Raw genomic sequence first — 15,615 nt, forward strand, 5'->3', positions numbered from 1 at the left:
GCGCGCGCTTCATGCCCAGGCCGCGCCTTCGATCGATTGCTTCATCCGGCGCCCCGGCCGACGAGCTCTCGCCGTCGCAGCGTCAGAGCGAGCGCGCGGTGTTTGCCGCCTTCGCCTACGACTGCCTGCTGATCCCGCCCTACCTCTGGGTGGCGATCCAGGTCGATTCGATCACCATGGTGGGCGAGTGCCTGCGCGGCGTGCTCATGATCAGCGTGGCCTTCGCGTCCTGGCTCACGCTGCGCCGCATCCACCGCCGCCAGACCGCGGGCTACGACTTCGGCCTCGGCAAGCACGAGCAGATCCTGTCGCTGCTGGTGGCCCTGCTGCTGCTGGTCAGCGCAGGCTTCATCGCCTGGAAGGCGATCGGCAAGGTGCCGGGCGCCGGCGAGGGCATCGGCCTGCTCAACGCGGTGGCGGTCGGGATGGTGCTTTTCAACCTCGTCGCCAACGTCGCGCCGATCCCGCCCCTGATGCGCGCGCTGCGCCAGAACCCGTCGGTGATCGTGCGCACCCAGCTGCGTACCAAGATCACCAAGACCGTGGGCTCTTCGATCGTCGTCGCCTCGGTCGCGGTGGCGATGCTCGGCAGCAATCCGGTGGTCTCGCTGTGGGCCGACCGGGCCGGGGTCGCGATCGTGGTGCTGGTCACGCTGCGCGCGGCCTACGACCTGCTTCGCACTGCCCTGCCCGACCTGCTCGACCGCACGCTCGACGAGCCGCTCCAGCATCGCATCAACCGTGTGCTGGCCGAGCATTTCGCGGATTACGACAGCATCGAGTGGTGCCGCAGCCGCCAGTCGGGCTCGCAGGTCGTGATCGACATCGGGCTGGGTTTCCCGGCCGATCGCGCCTTCGGCGAGGTGGCCGCCTTCGCCCGCCGGGTGGGCGAGCGGATCGAAGCCGAGATCCCGCACAGCGAGGCGACGGTGACGCCGGTGCTGCCAGGCGAGGCGGCTTGAGACACAATCTCCCCCGCCCGAAGGAGACACACCCATGTCGGTTGCCATGTTCATCGCCCTGGCCTTCACGGTGGCCCTGCTGGTCACGACGGCCTACTTCATCATGGGCTCGATCCCGCTGCTGGTGCTCGCGCACGACACGCCGCTCGACGCGCGCTTCGTGCGCGGCTTCTTCAATCTCTACTACCGCGCGGCCTTCGTCGCCGCCGGCGCCACCGCGCTCGCCTATGCCTTCGCGGGGCGGTTCGGGCTCGCGACCGGCGCTGCGGCACTGGCGGCAGTCGCGGTCGGGCTGCGCCGCATGATCATCCCGAAGATGGAAGCGCTCGGCGCGCAGATCGAGTCGCGGCCACTGGATGCAATTGCAGGCTTCCGCCGGACCCACATCACTGCCATCCTGATCAACATCGCCCAGCTCGCCGTCATCCTGTGGAGCCTGGTCAGCCTGGGTCGCTAACCACGGAGAACCCCGCATGGCCACCACGTCCACGAACACCATCCGCCTGCACCGCGTGCTGCGCGCGCCGCCCGACCGCATCTACCGCGCCTTCATCGAGCCCGGCGCCTTCGAACGCTGGCTGCCGCCGTTCGGCTTCCTCGGCCGGGTGCACAGCATGGAGCCGGTGGTCGGCGGTGCCTGGCGCATGTCGTTCACCAACTTCGGCAGCGGCAACAGCCACTCCTTCGGCGGCAAGTACCACGAGCTGGTGCCGGGCCAGCGCATCGCCTACGACGCCAGCTTCGACGACCCGAACCTGCCCGGCACGATGAAGACCACCGTCACGCTGACCGCGGTGTCCTGCGGCACCGATGTCAGCATCGTGCAGGAAGGCATCCCGGCCATGATTCCGACAGAGATGTGCTATCTCGGCTGGCAGGAGTCGCTGGTCTCGCTGGCTCAACTGGTCGAGCCCGAGATTCCGGGCTGATCCGGCTCTCGAAACCGGCCGCTCCCCATTTCAGGAGACACGAGATGAGCAGCAAGAACACGATCTGTCTGTGGTTCGACGGCACCGCGGAGCAAGCCGCGAAGTTCTATGCCGACACCTTCCCCGACAGCGCGGTCGGCGCCGTCCACCGCGCGCCGGGCGACTTCCCTTCGGGCCAGGAAGGCGACGTGCTGACCGTCGAGTTCACGGTCGCCGGCATTCCCTGCATCGGCCTCAATGGCGGCCCGGCCTTCAGGCACAGCGAGGCGTTCTCGTTCCAGATCGCCACCGACACCCAGGAAGAGACCGACCGTCTGTGGAACGCGGTGGTCGGCAACGGCGGCCAGGAGAGCGAATGCGGCTGGTGCAAGGACCGCTGGGGACTGTCGTGGCAGATCACGCCGCGCGTGCTCACCGACGCCTTCAGCGGTGCCGATCGGGCGGCGGCCAAGCGGGTGTTCGACGCCATGATGACCATGCGCAAGATCGACATCGCCGCCATCGAGGCCGCGCGGCGCGGCCAGTCGTAGCCCGCCCGGCTACGGGGCCCCGACCGTCACGTAGCCCCGGTTCTCGACCGTGTCGAAGCTGCGCATGCCCTTGATGAGCGTGGCGGTCGGCATCCACACCCAGCCAGCCACGGCCGGATTGACGTCGAGCACCAGGAACGAGTCTGACGCTGCGTCGTAGGCGCCGAGCGGCGAGATGTGGCCGCCACCCTTCTGGCCCACCGCCTCGCGCCGGTAGTTCACGATCACGTAGTCGCCACCCCGCGCAAGGTTGGCCGAGAGATCGGCACGGATGGCCTCCTCGCTGCGGGCGTCGTCGACCACCACCATCCGGGTCGCCAGCCCGTTGGCCCGCAGCATCGCGTCGAACTGCCGCAGCTGATAGCCGAAATCACGGACCTGCCTGCCGCCGATCACGACCGGCTCGCCGAGCACCTGGGCGCGCGACTTGGGGCTCCTGTCGATCACGCTGTCCTGCGTGAAACGCGGCACGATCGGATCGGCGCCTGCGGGCATGAACTGCACGTCGTCCTTGCGCAGGCGCGTGCGGTCGCGCGGCAGATCGGCCGCCCGCGCGTTCACGGTGTTGAGCACGATCGCGGCCGAGGTCGGTCCGCAGAAGGCGCCGTTGTACTGGGCCTCGAACTGGTTCGCGAGGGCCGCGAAATCGGCCTTGGCGCCCGAACGGGCCAGGCGCGCCAGGCCCTCCTCGGACGCGAAGGGCACGAGCGGCGGAGAAGCCTCGGCCCGAGCACTGGCAACGGGCAGTTGATCCGGCGCAGGCGCAGCGGCGACGCGCACAGGCGGGTTCGCGCATCCCGAAAGCAGCGCGCCCGCGGCAAGCAGTGCCGCGAGCGCGAATCGGCGAACCTGTGGCGGCAGCGAGGCGGTGGGTGTCGGCATGCGGGCATTGTGCTCGCCCGCAGGCCGTCAATTCGCGGCGCGTGCGTCCTTCGCGGCCAGCGGCGTCTCGGTGTGCATCACGCAGCGCCAACCGTCCGCGGTCCGCAGCCATGTCGACGAGTCGAGCATGTCGGTCGTGGTGGCGGCACCGGGCCTGCCGCGCTCGGCCACGCTCTGCTTTACCGTGTAGGTCAGGATGGCGGTGGCGTCGTTCGGCGCTGCGAGATCGAAATCGTCGAGTTCGAAGGCGGTCACGCGCATCGTCCCTTGCTCGGCCATCTTGCGGTAGCCCTCATGGTCGAACTGCATCGCGCCGTGGCTGCTGACCATGACCGCGGGTTCGTTGAGCATCGACAGCGCGGCATCGGTGTCGTCGTCGACCATGGACTGCCAGAACCTGGTCTCCAGGTCGACCAGCGTCTTCTTGAGTGCGGGGTTGGAGGCGGGCATCGGATGGCTCCTTTGTTCAATGGAAGACCGCATTTTTCGAAGCCCGCGGGCGGTTCGGGATCGGAGGAGCTCCCGTTCTCGAAGCGAAGGAGGCCTACAACGAAAGTCGGGTCTGCGGTCCCGGGTCGTCCTGGAACCCCTGCCGGGAGAGAATGGAAAGACCATCGAGGACGCTGATGGCCATCGACGGGTGTGGCAGCACGGAAGTTGGCCGAGCGCCGTGGCACGTGAATCCTTGCAAGGAAACTCATCATGAACATCGACCAGCCCAAGCCCGGGCCGGGCAGGCCTCACGCAGCCCTTCCCCGTGCCATGGCGGCCTTGCTCGCACTCGTCGCCTGCGCAGGCACCTGCCTGGCCGCCGAAACCGCCAGCGCGCCGGGCGCTGCGGTGCAGATCCTCAAGGAAGCGCCTGCCAAGGGCAGCGTGCGCCGCGGAGAGATCGTTCATGTCGATGACGGCAGCTGCCCCGCAGGCCAGGTCAAGAAGATCACGGGCGGCAACCAGATGACCGGGATGTCCCGGCAGGTCGAGTGCGTGAAGAGACCCGAGGGCAGCTAGCGCTTCTCGCGCAAGGCTTCGGCCTCGCGAGCGAGTTCGACGATGCCCGCGACATCTTCGAGCGAGAGCGATCCACCGAGTGCCACCTCCCCGGCTCGCACGCTCTCGAGAGCTTCGCGCCCAGCGCGGCCCGCGAGCCAGGCGAAGCACGACGTGATCGTCCCGCCACCGAACCTGGCGCGCAGCGCCTCGGCGGCGGCCCGGCCGACTTCCGCGAAGGCGGCATGGTCGGCGGCGGCCGAGGCCGCGCGCACCACCAGGCAGAAGGCTTCGAGCTTGTCGGCCTCGGTCCGCAGCCGGCGCGCGCGGCCCGCGCTCTGCGGCTGTCTGCCGGATGCGGGTTCGGCGGCAGGAATGCGGGGGTCGCGGGCGGTCGGTGGGGTCACGGTCGGAGCAGAAGGCCAAAGCCTGGATTGTCGCCCTCCGGCCCGACGTGCGATCTCGTTCGCACCGTTCCTGGAGATCAGCGCATCGCCCGCGCAATCCCCTGCGCCGCGACGCGCAGCTTGTCGAGCTGCTGCAGTGCCTGCGGCAGCGACATCCGCACCTCGGGCGCCTGCAGCGCGACCGCACAGCGCACCGGGCCGTGCGCGTCGTCGCGCACGGGCACCGCGACGCAGACCAGCCCCTCGATGAATTCCTCGGCGTCGACCGCATGGCCTTCGTGACGGATGCGCTCGAGTTCGGCCTCGAGCGCCTCGCGCGAGCCCAGCGTGTGGGCCGTGAAGCGCTCGTAGCCCAGCCCGTCGAGCAGCCGCGCGCGCTGCGGCGCCGGCAGGTGGGCGAGGAACAGCTTGCCGCTGGCCGAGCAGTGCAGCGGCACGCGCGAGCCCGGGCCGAGTTCCAGCCGCAGCGGGAAGGCGGTCTCGACGCGGTCGAGGTAGATCACCTCGGCGCCCGACAACGCCGTCAGGTTGCAGGTCTCGCCGACGTCGGCGACCAGCTGGCGCAGCACCGCGTGCCGGACGCCGGTGGCCGAGCTGCTGCGCAGCACGGTCTCGGCGAAGCGCATGAGGCGCGGCGTGATCGCGTAACGGCGGCCGTCGCCACCGCGCGCCAGCAGGCCGCCCGCCTCGAGCTGCTGCAGCATGCGATGCACCGAGGGCTTGGGCTGGCCGCTCATGCGCACGATCTCGACCAGCGTCAGCGGCTCGGAGGCGGTGCAGACCAGCTCGAGCAACTGCATCAGGCGCAGGCCCGGTGTGGCGGCAAGCTCGGAATCTTCGGACAGGATGGAGTCGACGGCGTTCATTAAAATCTCGAATTCCGAGACTAAACAAGCAAAATTTTCGAGACGATGCGGAATTATGACTAAGCTCCGCAGCCTTGTCACCGACATTCCGATGAACATTCCTCTCGACAACCTGGTCATCACCGGCGCCTGCGGCGGTCTCGGCCGCGCCATGGCCGCCGCCGGCCTGGCCCGCGGCGCCCGGGTGGCGCTGGTCGGGCTCGACAGGTCGGTGCTCGAATCGCTGGCCGCCCAGGTACCCGGGCGCTGCGCCGTCTACACGCCCGACGTCAGTGACGCGGCCGCCATGCAGGCCATGGCAGCCGACTGGATGGCGCGCTTCGGCACGCCCGACGCCGTGATCGCCAATGCCGGCGTGGCCGGTGGCTTTGACACCGCGCAAGCTGCCGACCTTGCGGTGTTTCGCCGCATCCTCGAGATCAATCTGCTCGGTGTCGCCACCACCTTCCAGCCATTCATGGCGCCGATGCGCGAGCGCGGCCGCGGCACGCTGGCCGGCATCGCCAGCCTGGCGGGACGGCGCGGCCTGCCCGGCAACGGCGCCTACTGCGCGAGCAAGGCCGGGCTGATCCGCTACCTCGAAAGCCTGCGCGCCGAACTGCGTCCGAGCGGCCTGCGGGTGTGCACCGTGAGCCCGGGCTACCTGCGCACCGCGCTCACGGCCGGCAACCGCTTCGCGATGCCCGGGCTGATGGCACCCGAAACCGCCGCCGACGCGATCCTGCAAGCCCTGGCCCGCGGCCGCGAGCAACTGGTGTTGCCGCGCCGCCTGGGCTGGCTGTCGAACGCGCTTGGGCTGCTGCCCGCTGCCTGGCACGACGCGCTGCTGCTGCGCCAGCCGCGCAAGCCGCGGGCCGGCGAATCCGGCGCCACGCCGATCCCTGGCTTGAACGGCGACGCCGCACCGCCATCGGCCCCGCGCGCCGGCCCGGGCGAAACCGCGGCGCGCTGAGCGCGCCACACCCTTTTTGTCGGAGTCTTCCTTCGTGAGCCAACCCGTGTCAGCCCCCGTGCCCTCGCACCAGCAAATCGCCCTGATCGGCGCCGGCCCCTCAGGGCTCGCCGGTGCGCGCAACCTGCAGAAACTCGGTGTCCCGTTCCAGGGCTTCGAAGCCCACGACGACGTCGGCGGCCTGTGGAACATCGACAACCCGCGCAGCACGGTCTACCAGTCGGCGCACCTGATCTCTTCCAAGCGCACCACCGAGTTCGCCGAGTTCCCGATGGCCGACGAGGTGGCGGACTATCCGAGCCACACCGAACTCCGGCGCTACTTCAGCGACTTCGCCGACCGCTTCGACCTGCGCCGGCACTTTCGCTTCGGCACCCGCGTGATCCGCGTCGAGCCCGTGACCGAGGGCGCCGGCACGCTGTGGCGCGTGAGCGTGGATGCCGGCAAGGGCCGCATCGAGACGGCCGAATACAAGGGTGTGATCATCGCCAACGGCACGCTGTCGGAACCCAGCATGCCGCGCTTCGAGGGCAACTTCGCGGGCGAGCTGCTGCACACCTCGGCCTACAAGCACGCCAGGCTGTTCCAGGACAAGCGCGTGCTCGTGGTCGGCGCCGGCAACAGCGGCTGCGACATCGCGGTCGATGCGGTGCACTACGCGAAGAGCGTCGACATCTCGGTGCGCCGCGGCTACTACTTCGTGCCCAAGTACGTCTTCGGCAAGCCCGCCGACACGCTGGGCGGCAAGCGGCCCCTGCCGGCCTGGATCAAGCAGCGGCTCGACGCCAAGGTGCTGCAGTGGTTCACGGGCGATCCGGTGCGCTTCGGTTTCCCGAAGCCGGACTACCGCATGTACGAGTCGCACCCGGTGGTCAACTCTCTGGTGCTGCACCACATCGGCCACGGCGACATCGGCGTGCGCGCCGACATCGCGCGACTCGACGGCCACACGGTGCACTTCAAGGACGGCAGCGCGCGCGACTACGACCTGATCCTCTGCGCCACCGGCTACAAGCTGTACTACCCCTTCATCGACCGCACCTGGCTCAACTGGCAGGGCATGGCGCCGCGCCTCTACCTCAACATCTTCGCGCCCGGCTTCGACAACCTCGCGGTGCTCGGCATGATCGAGGCCAGCGGCATCGGCTGGCAGGGCCGCTACGAGCAGGCCGAGCTGGTCGCCCGCTACTTCAAGGCCCAGGCCGAAGGGCGCCCGCAGGCCGCCGCGCTCAAGCAGGCCAAGGCCGGCCCACCGCCCGACCTGTCGGGCGGCTACAGCTACCTGAAACTCGAGCGCATGGCCTACTACGTCAACAAGGACAGCTACCGCCGCGCGGTGCGCGAAGCTGCCCAGGCGCTCGCCTGAGGAACCCAGACCATGCTGCCCGTCGACGAGATCCGCCTCAACTTCAATCCGGCTTCGCTGATCGCGCTCAACGCGGTGCTCGCGTTCCTGATGTTCGGTATCGCGCTCGACACGCGCGTGGCCGACTTCAAGCGGGTCGCGCGCATGCCCGTGGCCATGGCGGCGGGCATCGCGGCGCAGTTCATCGTGCTGCCGGCGGTCACCTTCGCGCTCACGCGGCTGCTGAACCCGGCACCCAGCATCGCGCTCGGCATGATCCTCGTGGCCTGCTGCCCGCCGGGCAACGTGTCGAACATCCTCACGCACCGGGCGGGCGGCAACGTGGCGCTCTCGGTGTCGATGACCGCGATCTCCAACCTGATCGCCATCGTCGTCATGCCGCTCAACTTCGCGTTCTGGGGCGGCCTCCATCCGGACACGGCGTCGCTGCTCAAGACCATCGCGATCGATCCGGTCGAGATGGTGCTGCACATCGTGGCCATCATCGGCGCACCCTTCGTGATCGGCCTGGCCTGCTCGCACTGGCTGCCGGCGCTCACCGAGCGCATCAAGAAGCCGGCGCGCGTGCTGAGCTTCGTCTGCCTGATCGGCTTCATCCTCGCGGCAGTGGCCGGCAACTGGCGCTACTTCCTCGACTACGTGGGCCTCGTTCTGCTGGCGGTGGTGATCCACGACACGCTCGCCTTCGCCACCGGCTATGCCTGCGCGACGGCCACGGGACTGGCCGAGTACGACCGCCGCGCCGTCAGCTTCGAGGTCGGCGTGCGCAACGCGGGCCTCGGCCTGGTGCTGATCTTCAGCTTCTTCGGCGGCCTTGGCGGCATGGCCGTGGTGGCCGGCGTGTGGGGCTTCTGGGACATCATCGCGGGCCTCGGGCTCGCCGCCTGGTGGGCGCGTCGCCCGCTGACCCCTTCGAAGGCGGCCGCGCGCTCGGCCTGAATCCATGGACAGTTTCTCCCCCGCCGCGGGCCGCCGGGTGCTGATCACCGGCGCCGACGGCTTCCTCGGCCGCACGGTAGTGGCCGCGCTCGCCGCCCTGCCCGGCATCGACGGCGTGATCGCGCTCGACGTGCGCGAGGTGCCGGCTGCGCGCCGCATCGCCGGCGTCACCTACGAAGTGCAGGACGTGCGCGATCCGGCGCTCGCAGCGCTCGTGGGCCGGCACGCGATCGACGCCGTGGTGCACCTGGCCTCGATCGTCACGCCGGGCGCCGGCAGCACGCGCGAGTTCGAGTATTCGGTCGACGTGCTCGGCACGCGCAACGTGCTCGAGGCCTGCGTGGCCCACGGCGTGCGCCACATCGTGGTGTCCTCCAGCGGTGCCGCCTACGGCTACCACGCCGACAACCCGGCGTGGATCGACGAGAACGACGCACTGCGAGGCAACCAGAGCTTTGCCTATGCGGACCACAAGCGGCTGGTGGAGGAGATGCTGGCCGAATACCGCGTCGAGCATCCGGAGCTGCGGCAGACGGTGCTGCGCATCGGCACCATCCTGGGCCGCACGGTGCGCAACCAGATCACGGCGCTGTTCGACAAGCCGCGCATCCTCGCGATCCGCGGCAGCGACAGCCCCTTCGTCTTCATCTGGGACGAGGACGTGACCGGCTGCATCGTGCACGCGATCACCTCCGGGCGCGCCGGCTGCTTCAACGTCGCGGGCGACGGCGCGCTCACGCTGCCGCAGATCGCCGCACTGCTGCGCAAGCCGCTGCTGACGCTGCCGGCCCCGCTGCTGCGGCTGGCGCTCGCGGTGGGCTCGCGCCTGGGCGTGAGCCGCTACGGCCCGGAGCAGCTCGATTTCCTGCGCTACCGTCCGGTGCTCGGCAACCAGCGGCTCAAGTCCGAGTTCGGCTACGTGCCGAAGAAGACCAGCCTCGAGGCCTTCATGGCCTACAAGGCGGCGCGCGGCGATGTCCTCCACTGACGCGAGCCGCACCCCCCTGGCGCTGAGCCGCGGCGACTTCGCGCGCGCCCTGTGCGTGGTCGTGATCTGGGGCACGAACTTCGTCGTCATGAAGTCCGGGCTGCAGGGGCTGAGCCCGATGCTGCTGGGCGCCCTGCGCTTCGCCGCCGCCTCGGTGCCGCTGCTGCTGTTCGTGCGCCGGCCCGAGTTGCCCTGGCGCTTCCTCGTCGCCTACGGCCTGGCGCAGGGCCTGGGACAGTTCGGCCTGCTGTTCCTCGGCCTGCACCTGGGCATGACCGCGGGCATGGCCTCGGTCGTGATGCAGACCCAGGCCTTCTTCACGCTGCTGCTGGCCGGCCCGCTGCTCGGCGAACGCGCGCGGCCCAGCCAGTGGGCCGGGCTCGTCATCGCGCTCGCTGGTCTGCTGGTGATCGCCACCGCGCACGGCAACGGCCCCGGCGAGATGACGCTGATCGGCTTCATCCTGACGCTGGGCGCGGGCCTGATGTGGGCGGTGTCCAACGTGGTGGTTCGATTCGCAGTGCGGATCGTGCCGGCCTACGAGCCGGTGCCCTTCATCGTCTGGAGCAGCCTGGTGCCGGTGCTGCCCTTCCTCGGGCTCGCGCTTGCCATGGACGGGCCGCAGCAGGTGCTGCACCAGATCGCCGGTCTCGACCTGCGCGGCGTATTCGCGGTGCTGTTCCTGGGCTGGCTCGCGACCGTGCTCGCCTATTCGCTGTGGACCCGCCTGCTGCAGCGCCACGCGGCCGGTCGCGTGGTTCCGTTCTCGCTGCTGGTGCCGGTGGTCGGCCTGGCCGCGGCGGCGGCGGCCTTCGGCGAAAGGCCGAACACGGGGCAGTGGCTGGGCACGCTGGCCGTGCTGCTGGGCCTGCTGGTGAACCAGGGCCTGGTGGCGCGCGCCTGGAACCGCGTTCGCAGGCCGGCCGCCGTTCCGGCTCAGCGCTGAGCCTTGTCCTTCTGGTTCTGGGCCTCGATGCGCTCGCGCGCGGCCAGCCAGTCGGCGTCGCTCCACTGGCGCAGCTCGTAGAAGTTGCCGCCGGTGGCGAGCGCACCGCCGCCGTCCATCATGATGCTCTGCCCGGTGAGCCAGTCGCACTGGCCGGGCGACATCAGGAAGGCAGCCAGGTTCTGCAGTTCGCTCATCTCGCCGGTGCGGGCCATCGGGTTCATGGCCTTGCTGCGCGCGCCGGGCTCCTCGCCCGGGTTCAGCCGCTTGCTCATGCCCTCGGTCGGAATCTCGCCGGGCCCGACCGCATTGAGCCGGATGCCGTAGCGCGCCCATTCGACCGCCAGCGACTTGGTCATCACCTCGATGCCGGCCTTGCTCATGGCCGACGGCACCACGTAGGGGCTGCCGTTGTCGACCCAGGTCACGATGATGCTCATGACGTTGCGGTACGGTTCGCCGGCCTTCCACTGACCGGCCTTGGCCTGCGCGACCCAGCGCTTGCCGATCGCCTGCGTGACGTAGAAGCTGCCATGGAAGACGATGTTGGCAACAGCGTCGAACGCCCGCGGCGACAACGCCTCGGTCGGCGAGACGAAGTTGCCGGCCGCGTTGTTGACCAGGCCGGTGAGCCCGCCGCTCGCGAACAGGCTCTCGACCATCTCGTCCACCGCCTGCGCATTGCGGATGTCGACGCCGAAGGCATCGATGCGGCGCTGCGGGAACTGCGCCCGCCACGTGGCGGCCGTTTCCTCGCAGACAGCCTGGCGGCGGCCGCAGATCGCGACGTCGGCGCCGAGGGCCAGGAAGCGCTCGGCCATCGAGCGGCCGAGGCCGGTGCCGCCGCCGGTCACGAGGATGCGCTGGCCGGCCATGAGTTCAGTCTGGAACATGAAGGTCTCCTTGTCTTGGAAAACGGGTGGGATGCGCAAGCCGCATCGTAGAGCGCGCCGGCCGGTTCCGGCGAGTGCACGCACGGCGGCGCTCCATGGGCCCGCCGCCGGAAGCGGCGGCATGGCACGCCAATCGCTAGGCAGCAACCAGCGGCACAGCGAACGCGCGCCCCGAAGCCCGCCGGCGAATGGCGCTGGTGCCCCGGGGCACCAAAGCTGTGCGGGAGACAGCCCATGTCACGCTCGGACGACCCCTTCGACACCTACCTGCTGCGCGTCTTCGGCATGCTGATGGCCGAGCGCAGCGTCTCCCGCGCCGCCACCCGGCTGAACCAGTCGCAGCCAGCGATCGGAAATGCGCTCAAGCGGCTGCGCGAGATCTTCGACGACCCGCTCCTGATCAAGGACAAGCAGCGCCTGGTGCCCACCGAGCGAGCGCTGCAGCTCGAGGCCTCGGTGCGCGTTGTGCTCGGCGAGATCGATGCCCTGCTCGCGCCCGGCGACGTCTTCGATCCCGCCACCACGCGCCAGACCTTCCGCATCGGAGCGCCCGACTACCTGGCTCCCCCGCTGATGGCGGCCGTGGTGCAGTACCTGCGCAGCACCGCGCCCGGTGCGCGCATGCTGCTGCAACCGCTCGGCTCGGACTACGACTACGACGCCGCGCTGGCCGATGGCGAGCTCGACGTCGTGATCGGCAACTGGCCGCAGCCGCCCGAGCACCTGCGCACCACGCTGCTGCTCGAGGACGAGATCGTCTGCCTGGTCGACCGCGACCACCCGGGCGCCAGCGGCATGAAGGCCTCGGACTACCTGCAGGGCGCGCATGTGGTGCCGCTGCTCTACAGCGGGCTGCAGCGCGGAGTGGTCGAGACCCATCTCGCGGCCCAGCGGCTCACGCGCACGCCGACGGTGACCGTGCCCTACTTCGCGATGGCACCGCACCTGCTGCCCGGCACCGACCTGATCTTCACCACCAGCCGCCACTTCGCACTGCACTTCGCCGCCATGCTGCCGCTGGCCGTCGTGCCCGCGCCGATCGACTTTCCGCCCATGCGCTTCTACCAGCTCTGGCACGGACGCAACCAGCATGCCGCGGGCCATACCTGGCTCCGCTCGCTGCTTTCGGCCGTGATGCGGACCGCAAGTGCCACGCGCCACCTGCGCGTGAGCACGCCGGCGGCGCCCGACCTGCGGCAATTTGCGTGAGCGGGCCGGGCCCGACCGTGCCCGGCTGAGCTTCGGCCGAAAGGAAAATTCACGCGGACGTGGACTTCGATCCAGAATGCCGGTCTCCAACGACCCACTGCGCCGCACCATGCCTGCCGCCTCCACGCGACCGCTGCTGACCGCCGATCACATCCGGATGATCGACAAGGGCGTCTCGGCGATCGTCGCCTCGCGCGACGCCGCGCACCGGCCCAGCCTGATGCGTGCGGTGGGCGCCGCCATCGCGGCCGACGGCAGCGAGGTCACGGTGTATGTCTCTCGCAGCCAGTCGCGCCAGCTGCTGCTGGACATCGCGGCTACCGGGCAGATCGCGGTCGTGTTCAGCGAACCCCTGAGCCACCGCACGGTGCAGCTCAAGGCGCACCGGGCCGAGCTGCGGGGCGCGACCGAAGACGACGCCCCGCTGCTTGCGCGCTACCTGCACTCGATGGAGCAGGAGGTCGGCCACGTGGGCTTCGATGCGCGCTTCGTGCAGGCGATGCTGGCCTTCGATCTGGAGGACGTCGTGGCGGTCCGATTCCGCCCCTCCGAGGCCTTCGACCAGACGCCGGGCCCGAAGGCAGGCAGCCCATTGCCTGCGGCTCGAGAGGAACTGCCGTGAGCGCAACGCGTGAAGTCCCCTCGCTGCATGCGATCCGCGCCTGCTTCGAGGGTGCGATCCCCGCCATGATGGCCACCTGCTCGCAGGACGGCACGCCCAACGTCGCCTACATCTCGCAGGTCTGGTACGTCGACGAGCGGCACGTCGCACTGTCTTTCCAGTTCTTCAACAAGACGCGGCAGAACATCCTGGCCAACCCGCACGGCACGGTGCTCGTGATGGACCCCGTGAGTGCGGCCTTTCACCGGCTCGACCTGCGCTACCTGCGCACCGAGGACGAAGGCCCGCGCTTCGAGGCCATGAAGGCGCAGCTGGCCGGCATCGCCTCGCATTCGGGAATGTCGGGCGTGTTCCGCCTGCTGGGCGCCGACATCTATGCGGTCGAGGCCATCGAGACCCTCGAAGGCCGGCGCCTGCCTGCGCCGCCGCCGCGTCATGGACTGCTGGCCGGCGTGCGCTGCTGCGCGGAGCGGCTGGCTGCCTGCACGGCCACCGACGAACTGCTGCAGGCCACGCTCGCGGTGCTCAACGACCCGCTCGACATCCGGCATGCGATGGTGCTGATGCACGACGGCGCGACCGGCCGCCTCTACACCGTGGCCAGCTGCGGCTACGCCGCCTCGGGCGTGGGCTCTGAGATCCCGATCGGCCACGGAGTGATCGGCGTCGCCGCGCGAGAGCGCACGCCGGTGCGCATCAGCCACATGACGAATGCGGCCAGCTACAGCCACGCGGTGCGCAGCAGCATGCGCGACGACGAGCCGGACCTGGTGCTCGAGACCGAGATCCCGTTTCCGGGCCTGCGCGAGCCGCACAGCCAGCTCGCGGTGCCGATCCTCGCCAGCGGGCGGCTGGTGGGTGCGCTGTTCGTCGAGAGCCCGCTCGACATGCGCTTCGGCTTCGAGGACGAGGATGCGCTGGTGGCGATCGCCGGGCATCTGGGGGCGGCGCTCGAACTGCTGCGCACCGGCGACGAGGGAGGGATCGCGGCGGAGCCGTCGAACCGCACGGCGCCGCCCTCGGGCGCGCCGATCGCGGTGCGCCACTACCTGGCCAACCACAGCATCTTCATCGGCGACGGCTACCTCATCAAGGGCGTGGCCGGCGCCATCCTTGGCAAGCTCCTGCGCGAGCACACGCAACAGGGCCGCAGCGAGTTCAGCAACCGCGAACTCCGGCTGGACCCCGGCCTGCGGCTGCCCGACCTGTCGGACAACCTCGAGGCGCGCCTGGTGCTGCTGCAGCGCAGGCTGCAGGAGAACAGCCCGCACATCCGGATCGAGAAGACCGGCCGCGGGCGCTTCCTGTTGCGCGTGGACCGGCCGGTGGCGCTGACCGAGATCGCCTGAGGTCCGGACCCGGTCAGGCCTGCGCCTGCGCCAGCCCCAGCGCGATGTCGAGCTTGTCGCGTTCGCGTTCGCTCAGGTGCGGCCGCACGACATCGAGAGCGGCAGCGAAGGCCGCTGCCGGTGCGTGCGCGCGCATGTCGGCCAGCATCCCGGCGCGTTCCGCCGGATTCATGACGGGCACCATCCAGCGCAGCACGAACATCATCTCCTCGGGCGGAATCGAGGCGACCAGCGCGCCATGGATCTCGTTGAGCTCGGCATCGGTGTAGCGGGCCCACAGCACCGCGTTGTGCGCCGTCTCCTCGACATGCATGTGCTCGAAGTTGTGGGCGATGAAGAGCGACAGCGCCCGATACAGCGCCAGCGCGCCGGCCGCGCGCTCCCTGGCCTCGCATTGCAGCAGCGCGGTCGTCCGGTCGGCCAGCGCGAGGATGTCCCGCAGGTGCTCGTCGTGCTCGTGCGCGATGCGGCCGCTGGCGCCTGCCGCGCGGTCCTCGATCGCGGGATGCAGGAAGTCGTTCTCGTGCCTCAGGTGCGAGCGGCAGAAGTCCAGCAGTTCGAGCACGCGCTGCGTGACCCGGGCCAGTTCGAGCGCATCGTCGCTGTCCATGCGGCCGACGGCCAGGAGCGTGTCGGCCATCAGCGCGCGCAGCGCCTTGTGAATGCCGGCATACAGATCGACGCGGGGCGATGCGGCCTCCGCGACATGGCGCAGTTCGCGCGGGTCGATGTTCATGGGGTCCTTCTTTCGGCTTCGGCGACGGGCGCACCGTGCGCCTGTCTGC

Annotated in this window: 19 protein-coding genes; 13 read left to right on the top strand and 6 right to left on the bottom strand. The window is 69.9% G+C overall.

Going from position 1 to position 15,615, the window contains the following annotated elements; translation table 11 throughout:
- The first annotated feature begins 11 nt into the window (after positions 1–11).
- The 4 genes from QTH87_RS14090 to QTH87_RS14105 are packed head-to-tail and all read left to right on the top strand — an operon-like array spanning position 12 to position 2,421.
- Entirely contained in the window at positions 12–962 is a 951-nt protein-coding gene (locus QTH87_RS14090; RefSeq protein ID WP_286609839.1) for a cation diffusion facilitator family transporter, read from the top strand.
- A 34-nt stretch (positions 963–996) separates the two neighbouring features.
- The gene (locus QTH87_RS14095) at positions 997–1,419 is read left to right on the top strand and encodes a hypothetical protein (RefSeq protein ID WP_286609840.1); all 423 of its coding nucleotides are present in this window, start codon (positions 997–999) and stop codon (positions 1,417–1,419) included.
- 16 nt (positions 1,420–1,435) lie between these two features.
- Positions 1,436–1,891, top strand: a complete 456-nt coding sequence (locus QTH87_RS14100; protein ID WP_286609842.1) for an SRPBCC family protein — start codon at positions 1,436–1,438, stop codon at positions 1,889–1,891.
- A gap of 44 nt (positions 1,892–1,935) precedes the next feature.
- Positions 1,936–2,421, top strand: a complete 486-nt coding sequence (locus QTH87_RS14105) for a VOC family protein (protein WP_286609843.1) — start codon at positions 1,936–1,938, stop codon at positions 2,419–2,421.
- Between the two features lie 9 nt (positions 2,422–2,430).
- Here QTH87_RS14105 and QTH87_RS14110 read toward each other — a convergent pair whose 3' ends face one another.
- Positions 2,431–3,303 (bottom strand): phytochelatin synthase family protein, encoded by an 873-nt coding sequence (locus QTH87_RS14110; RefSeq protein WP_286609845.1) that lies wholly within the window; start codon positions 3,301–3,303, stop codon positions 2,431–2,433.
- A 27-nt stretch (positions 3,304–3,330) separates the two neighbouring features.
- Positions 3,331–3,753: a nuclear transport factor 2 family protein gene (locus QTH87_RS14115; protein ID WP_286609846.1), complete on the bottom strand. Its 423-nt coding sequence runs from the start codon at positions 3,751–3,753 to the stop codon at positions 3,331–3,333.
- 252 nt (positions 3,754–4,005) lie between these two features.
- On the opposite strand from QTH87_RS14115, the gene QTH87_RS14120 reads away from it, so the two are divergent.
- Positions 4,006–4,314: a DUF6719 family protein gene (locus tag QTH87_RS14120; RefSeq protein WP_286609848.1), complete on the top strand. Its 309-nt coding sequence runs from the start codon at positions 4,006–4,008 to the stop codon at positions 4,312–4,314.
- Here QTH87_RS14120 and QTH87_RS14125 read toward each other — a convergent pair.
- A complete protein-coding gene (locus QTH87_RS14125; RefSeq protein WP_286609849.1) occupies positions 4,311–4,700 on the bottom strand; it encodes a hypothetical protein in 390 nt (129 codons plus the stop codon). The two genes, QTH87_RS14120 and QTH87_RS14125, sit on opposite strands and share 4 nt — an antisense overlap.
- A 77-nt stretch (positions 4,701–4,777) precedes the next feature.
- Positions 4,778–5,566, bottom strand: coding sequence for an IclR family transcriptional regulator (locus tag QTH87_RS14130; RefSeq protein WP_286609851.1), 789 nt, complete (start codon positions 5,564–5,566; stop codon positions 4,778–4,780).
- Between the two features lie 91 nt (positions 5,567–5,657).
- Here QTH87_RS14130 and QTH87_RS14135 point away from each other — a divergent pair, with 91 nt between their 5' ends.
- The 5 genes from QTH87_RS14135 to QTH87_RS14155 are packed head-to-tail and all read left to right on the top strand — an operon-like array spanning position 5,658 to position 10,757.
- Positions 5,658–6,518 (top strand): SDR family oxidoreductase, encoded by an 861-nt coding sequence (locus tag QTH87_RS14135; protein WP_286609853.1) that lies wholly within the window; start codon positions 5,658–5,660, stop codon positions 6,516–6,518.
- 34 nt (positions 6,519–6,552) lie between these two features.
- Positions 6,553–7,884 carry a flavin-containing monooxygenase gene (locus QTH87_RS14140; protein WP_286609855.1) on the top strand — a complete coding sequence of 444 codons (1,332 nt, stop codon included), beginning with the start codon at positions 6,553–6,555 and terminating at the stop codon, positions 7,882–7,884.
- Between the two features lie 12 nt (positions 7,885–7,896).
- Complete coding sequence (locus tag QTH87_RS14145; protein ID WP_286609857.1) at positions 7,897–8,823, top strand: bile acid:sodium symporter family protein; 927 nt, start codon at positions 7,897–7,899, stop codon at positions 8,821–8,823.
- A gap of 4 nt (positions 8,824–8,827) precedes the next feature.
- On the top strand, positions 8,828–9,811 hold the full coding sequence (locus QTH87_RS14150) for an SDR family oxidoreductase (RefSeq protein ID WP_286609858.1): 984 nt from the start codon (positions 8,828–8,830) through the stop codon (positions 9,809–9,811).
- Complete coding sequence (locus tag QTH87_RS14155) at positions 9,798–10,757, top strand: EamA family transporter (RefSeq protein ID WP_286609859.1); 960 nt, start codon at positions 9,798–9,800, stop codon at positions 10,755–10,757. Before QTH87_RS14150 ends, QTH87_RS14155 begins: the two co-directional genes overlap by 14 nt.
- Here QTH87_RS14155 and QTH87_RS14160 read toward each other — a convergent pair.
- Positions 10,748–11,650, bottom strand: a complete 903-nt coding sequence (locus QTH87_RS14160) for an SDR family oxidoreductase (protein WP_286609861.1) — start codon at positions 11,648–11,650, stop codon at positions 10,748–10,750. The two genes, QTH87_RS14155 and QTH87_RS14160, sit on opposite strands and share 10 nt — an antisense overlap.
- A 234-nt stretch (positions 11,651–11,884) precedes the next feature.
- Between QTH87_RS14160 and QTH87_RS14165 the strand changes: the two genes are divergently transcribed.
- The 3 genes from QTH87_RS14165 (at position 11,885) to QTH87_RS14175 (ending at position 14,830) form a co-directional block, all read left to right on the top strand.
- Positions 11,885–12,859, top strand: a complete 975-nt coding sequence (locus tag QTH87_RS14165; protein WP_286609863.1) for a LysR family transcriptional regulator — start codon at positions 11,885–11,887, stop codon at positions 12,857–12,859.
- A gap of 109 nt (positions 12,860–12,968) precedes the next feature.
- Positions 12,969–13,481 (top strand): hypothetical protein, encoded by a 513-nt coding sequence (locus QTH87_RS14170; protein ID WP_286609864.1) that lies wholly within the window; start codon positions 12,969–12,971, stop codon positions 13,479–13,481.
- Positions 13,478–14,830, top strand: a complete 1,353-nt coding sequence (locus tag QTH87_RS14175) for a GAF domain-containing protein (RefSeq protein ID WP_286609865.1) — start codon at positions 13,478–13,480, stop codon at positions 14,828–14,830. Before QTH87_RS14170 ends, QTH87_RS14175 begins: the two co-directional genes overlap by 4 nt.
- A 13-nt stretch (positions 14,831–14,843) precedes the next feature.
- Here QTH87_RS14175 and QTH87_RS14180 read toward each other — a convergent pair whose 3' ends face one another.
- Positions 14,844–15,566, bottom strand: coding sequence for a hemerythrin domain-containing protein (locus tag QTH87_RS14180; protein WP_286609866.1), 723 nt, complete (start codon positions 15,564–15,566; stop codon positions 14,844–14,846).
- Positions 15,567–15,615: the final 49 nt, after the last annotated feature.

The sequence above is a fragment of the Variovorax jilinensis genome, assembly GCF_030316885.1.
GTDB classification, from domain to species: Bacteria; Pseudomonadota; Gammaproteobacteria; order Burkholderiales; family Burkholderiaceae_C; genus Variovorax; species Variovorax jilinensis.

Coding starts and splice junctions, on each gene's coding strand:
- QTH87_RS14135 (WP_286609853.1), top strand. CDS start 5,658: ATGAACATTCCTCTCGACAACCTGGTCATCACCGGCGCCTGCGGCGGT.
- QTH87_RS14170 (WP_286609864.1), top strand. CDS start 12,969: ATGCCTGCCGCCTCCACGCGACCGCTGCTGACCGCCGATCACATCCGG.
- QTH87_RS14115 (WP_286609846.1), bottom strand. CDS start 3,753: ATGCCCGCCTCCAACCCCGCACTCAAGAAGACGCTGGTCGACCTGGAG.
- QTH87_RS14160 (WP_286609861.1), bottom strand. CDS start 11,650: ATGTTCCAGACTGAACTCATGGCCGGCCAGCGCATCCTCGTGACCGGC.
- QTH87_RS14105 (WP_286609843.1), top strand. CDS start 1,936: ATGAGCAGCAAGAACACGATCTGTCTGTGGTTCGACGGCACCGCGGAG.
- QTH87_RS14180 (WP_286609866.1), bottom strand. CDS start 15,566: ATGAACATCGACCCGCGCGAACTGCGCCATGTCGCGGAGGCCGCATCG.
- QTH87_RS14120 (WP_286609848.1), top strand. CDS start 4,006: ATGAACATCGACCAGCCCAAGCCCGGGCCGGGCAGGCCTCACGCAGCC.
- QTH87_RS14165 (WP_286609863.1), top strand. CDS start 11,885: ATGTCACGCTCGGACGACCCCTTCGACACCTACCTGCTGCGCGTCTTC.
- QTH87_RS14155 (WP_286609859.1), top strand. CDS start 9,798: ATGTCCTCCACTGACGCGAGCCGCACCCCCCTGGCGCTGAGCCGCGGC.
- QTH87_RS14095 (WP_286609840.1), top strand. CDS start 997: ATGTCGGTTGCCATGTTCATCGCCCTGGCCTTCACGGTGGCCCTGCTG.
- QTH87_RS14145 (WP_286609857.1), top strand. CDS start 7,897: ATGCTGCCCGTCGACGAGATCCGCCTCAACTTCAATCCGGCTTCGCTG.
- QTH87_RS14110 (WP_286609845.1), bottom strand. CDS start 3,303: ATGCCGACACCCACCGCCTCGCTGCCGCCACAGGTTCGCCGATTCGCG.
- QTH87_RS14090 (WP_286609839.1), top strand. CDS start 12: ATGCCCAGGCCGCGCCTTCGATCGATTGCTTCATCCGGCGCCCCGGCC.
- QTH87_RS14150 (WP_286609858.1), top strand. CDS start 8,828: ATGGACAGTTTCTCCCCCGCCGCGGGCCGCCGGGTGCTGATCACCGGC.
- QTH87_RS14130 (WP_286609851.1), bottom strand. CDS start 5,566: ATGAACGCCGTCGACTCCATCCTGTCCGAAGATTCCGAGCTTGCCGCC.
- QTH87_RS14100 (WP_286609842.1), top strand. CDS start 1,436: ATGGCCACCACGTCCACGAACACCATCCGCCTGCACCGCGTGCTGCGC.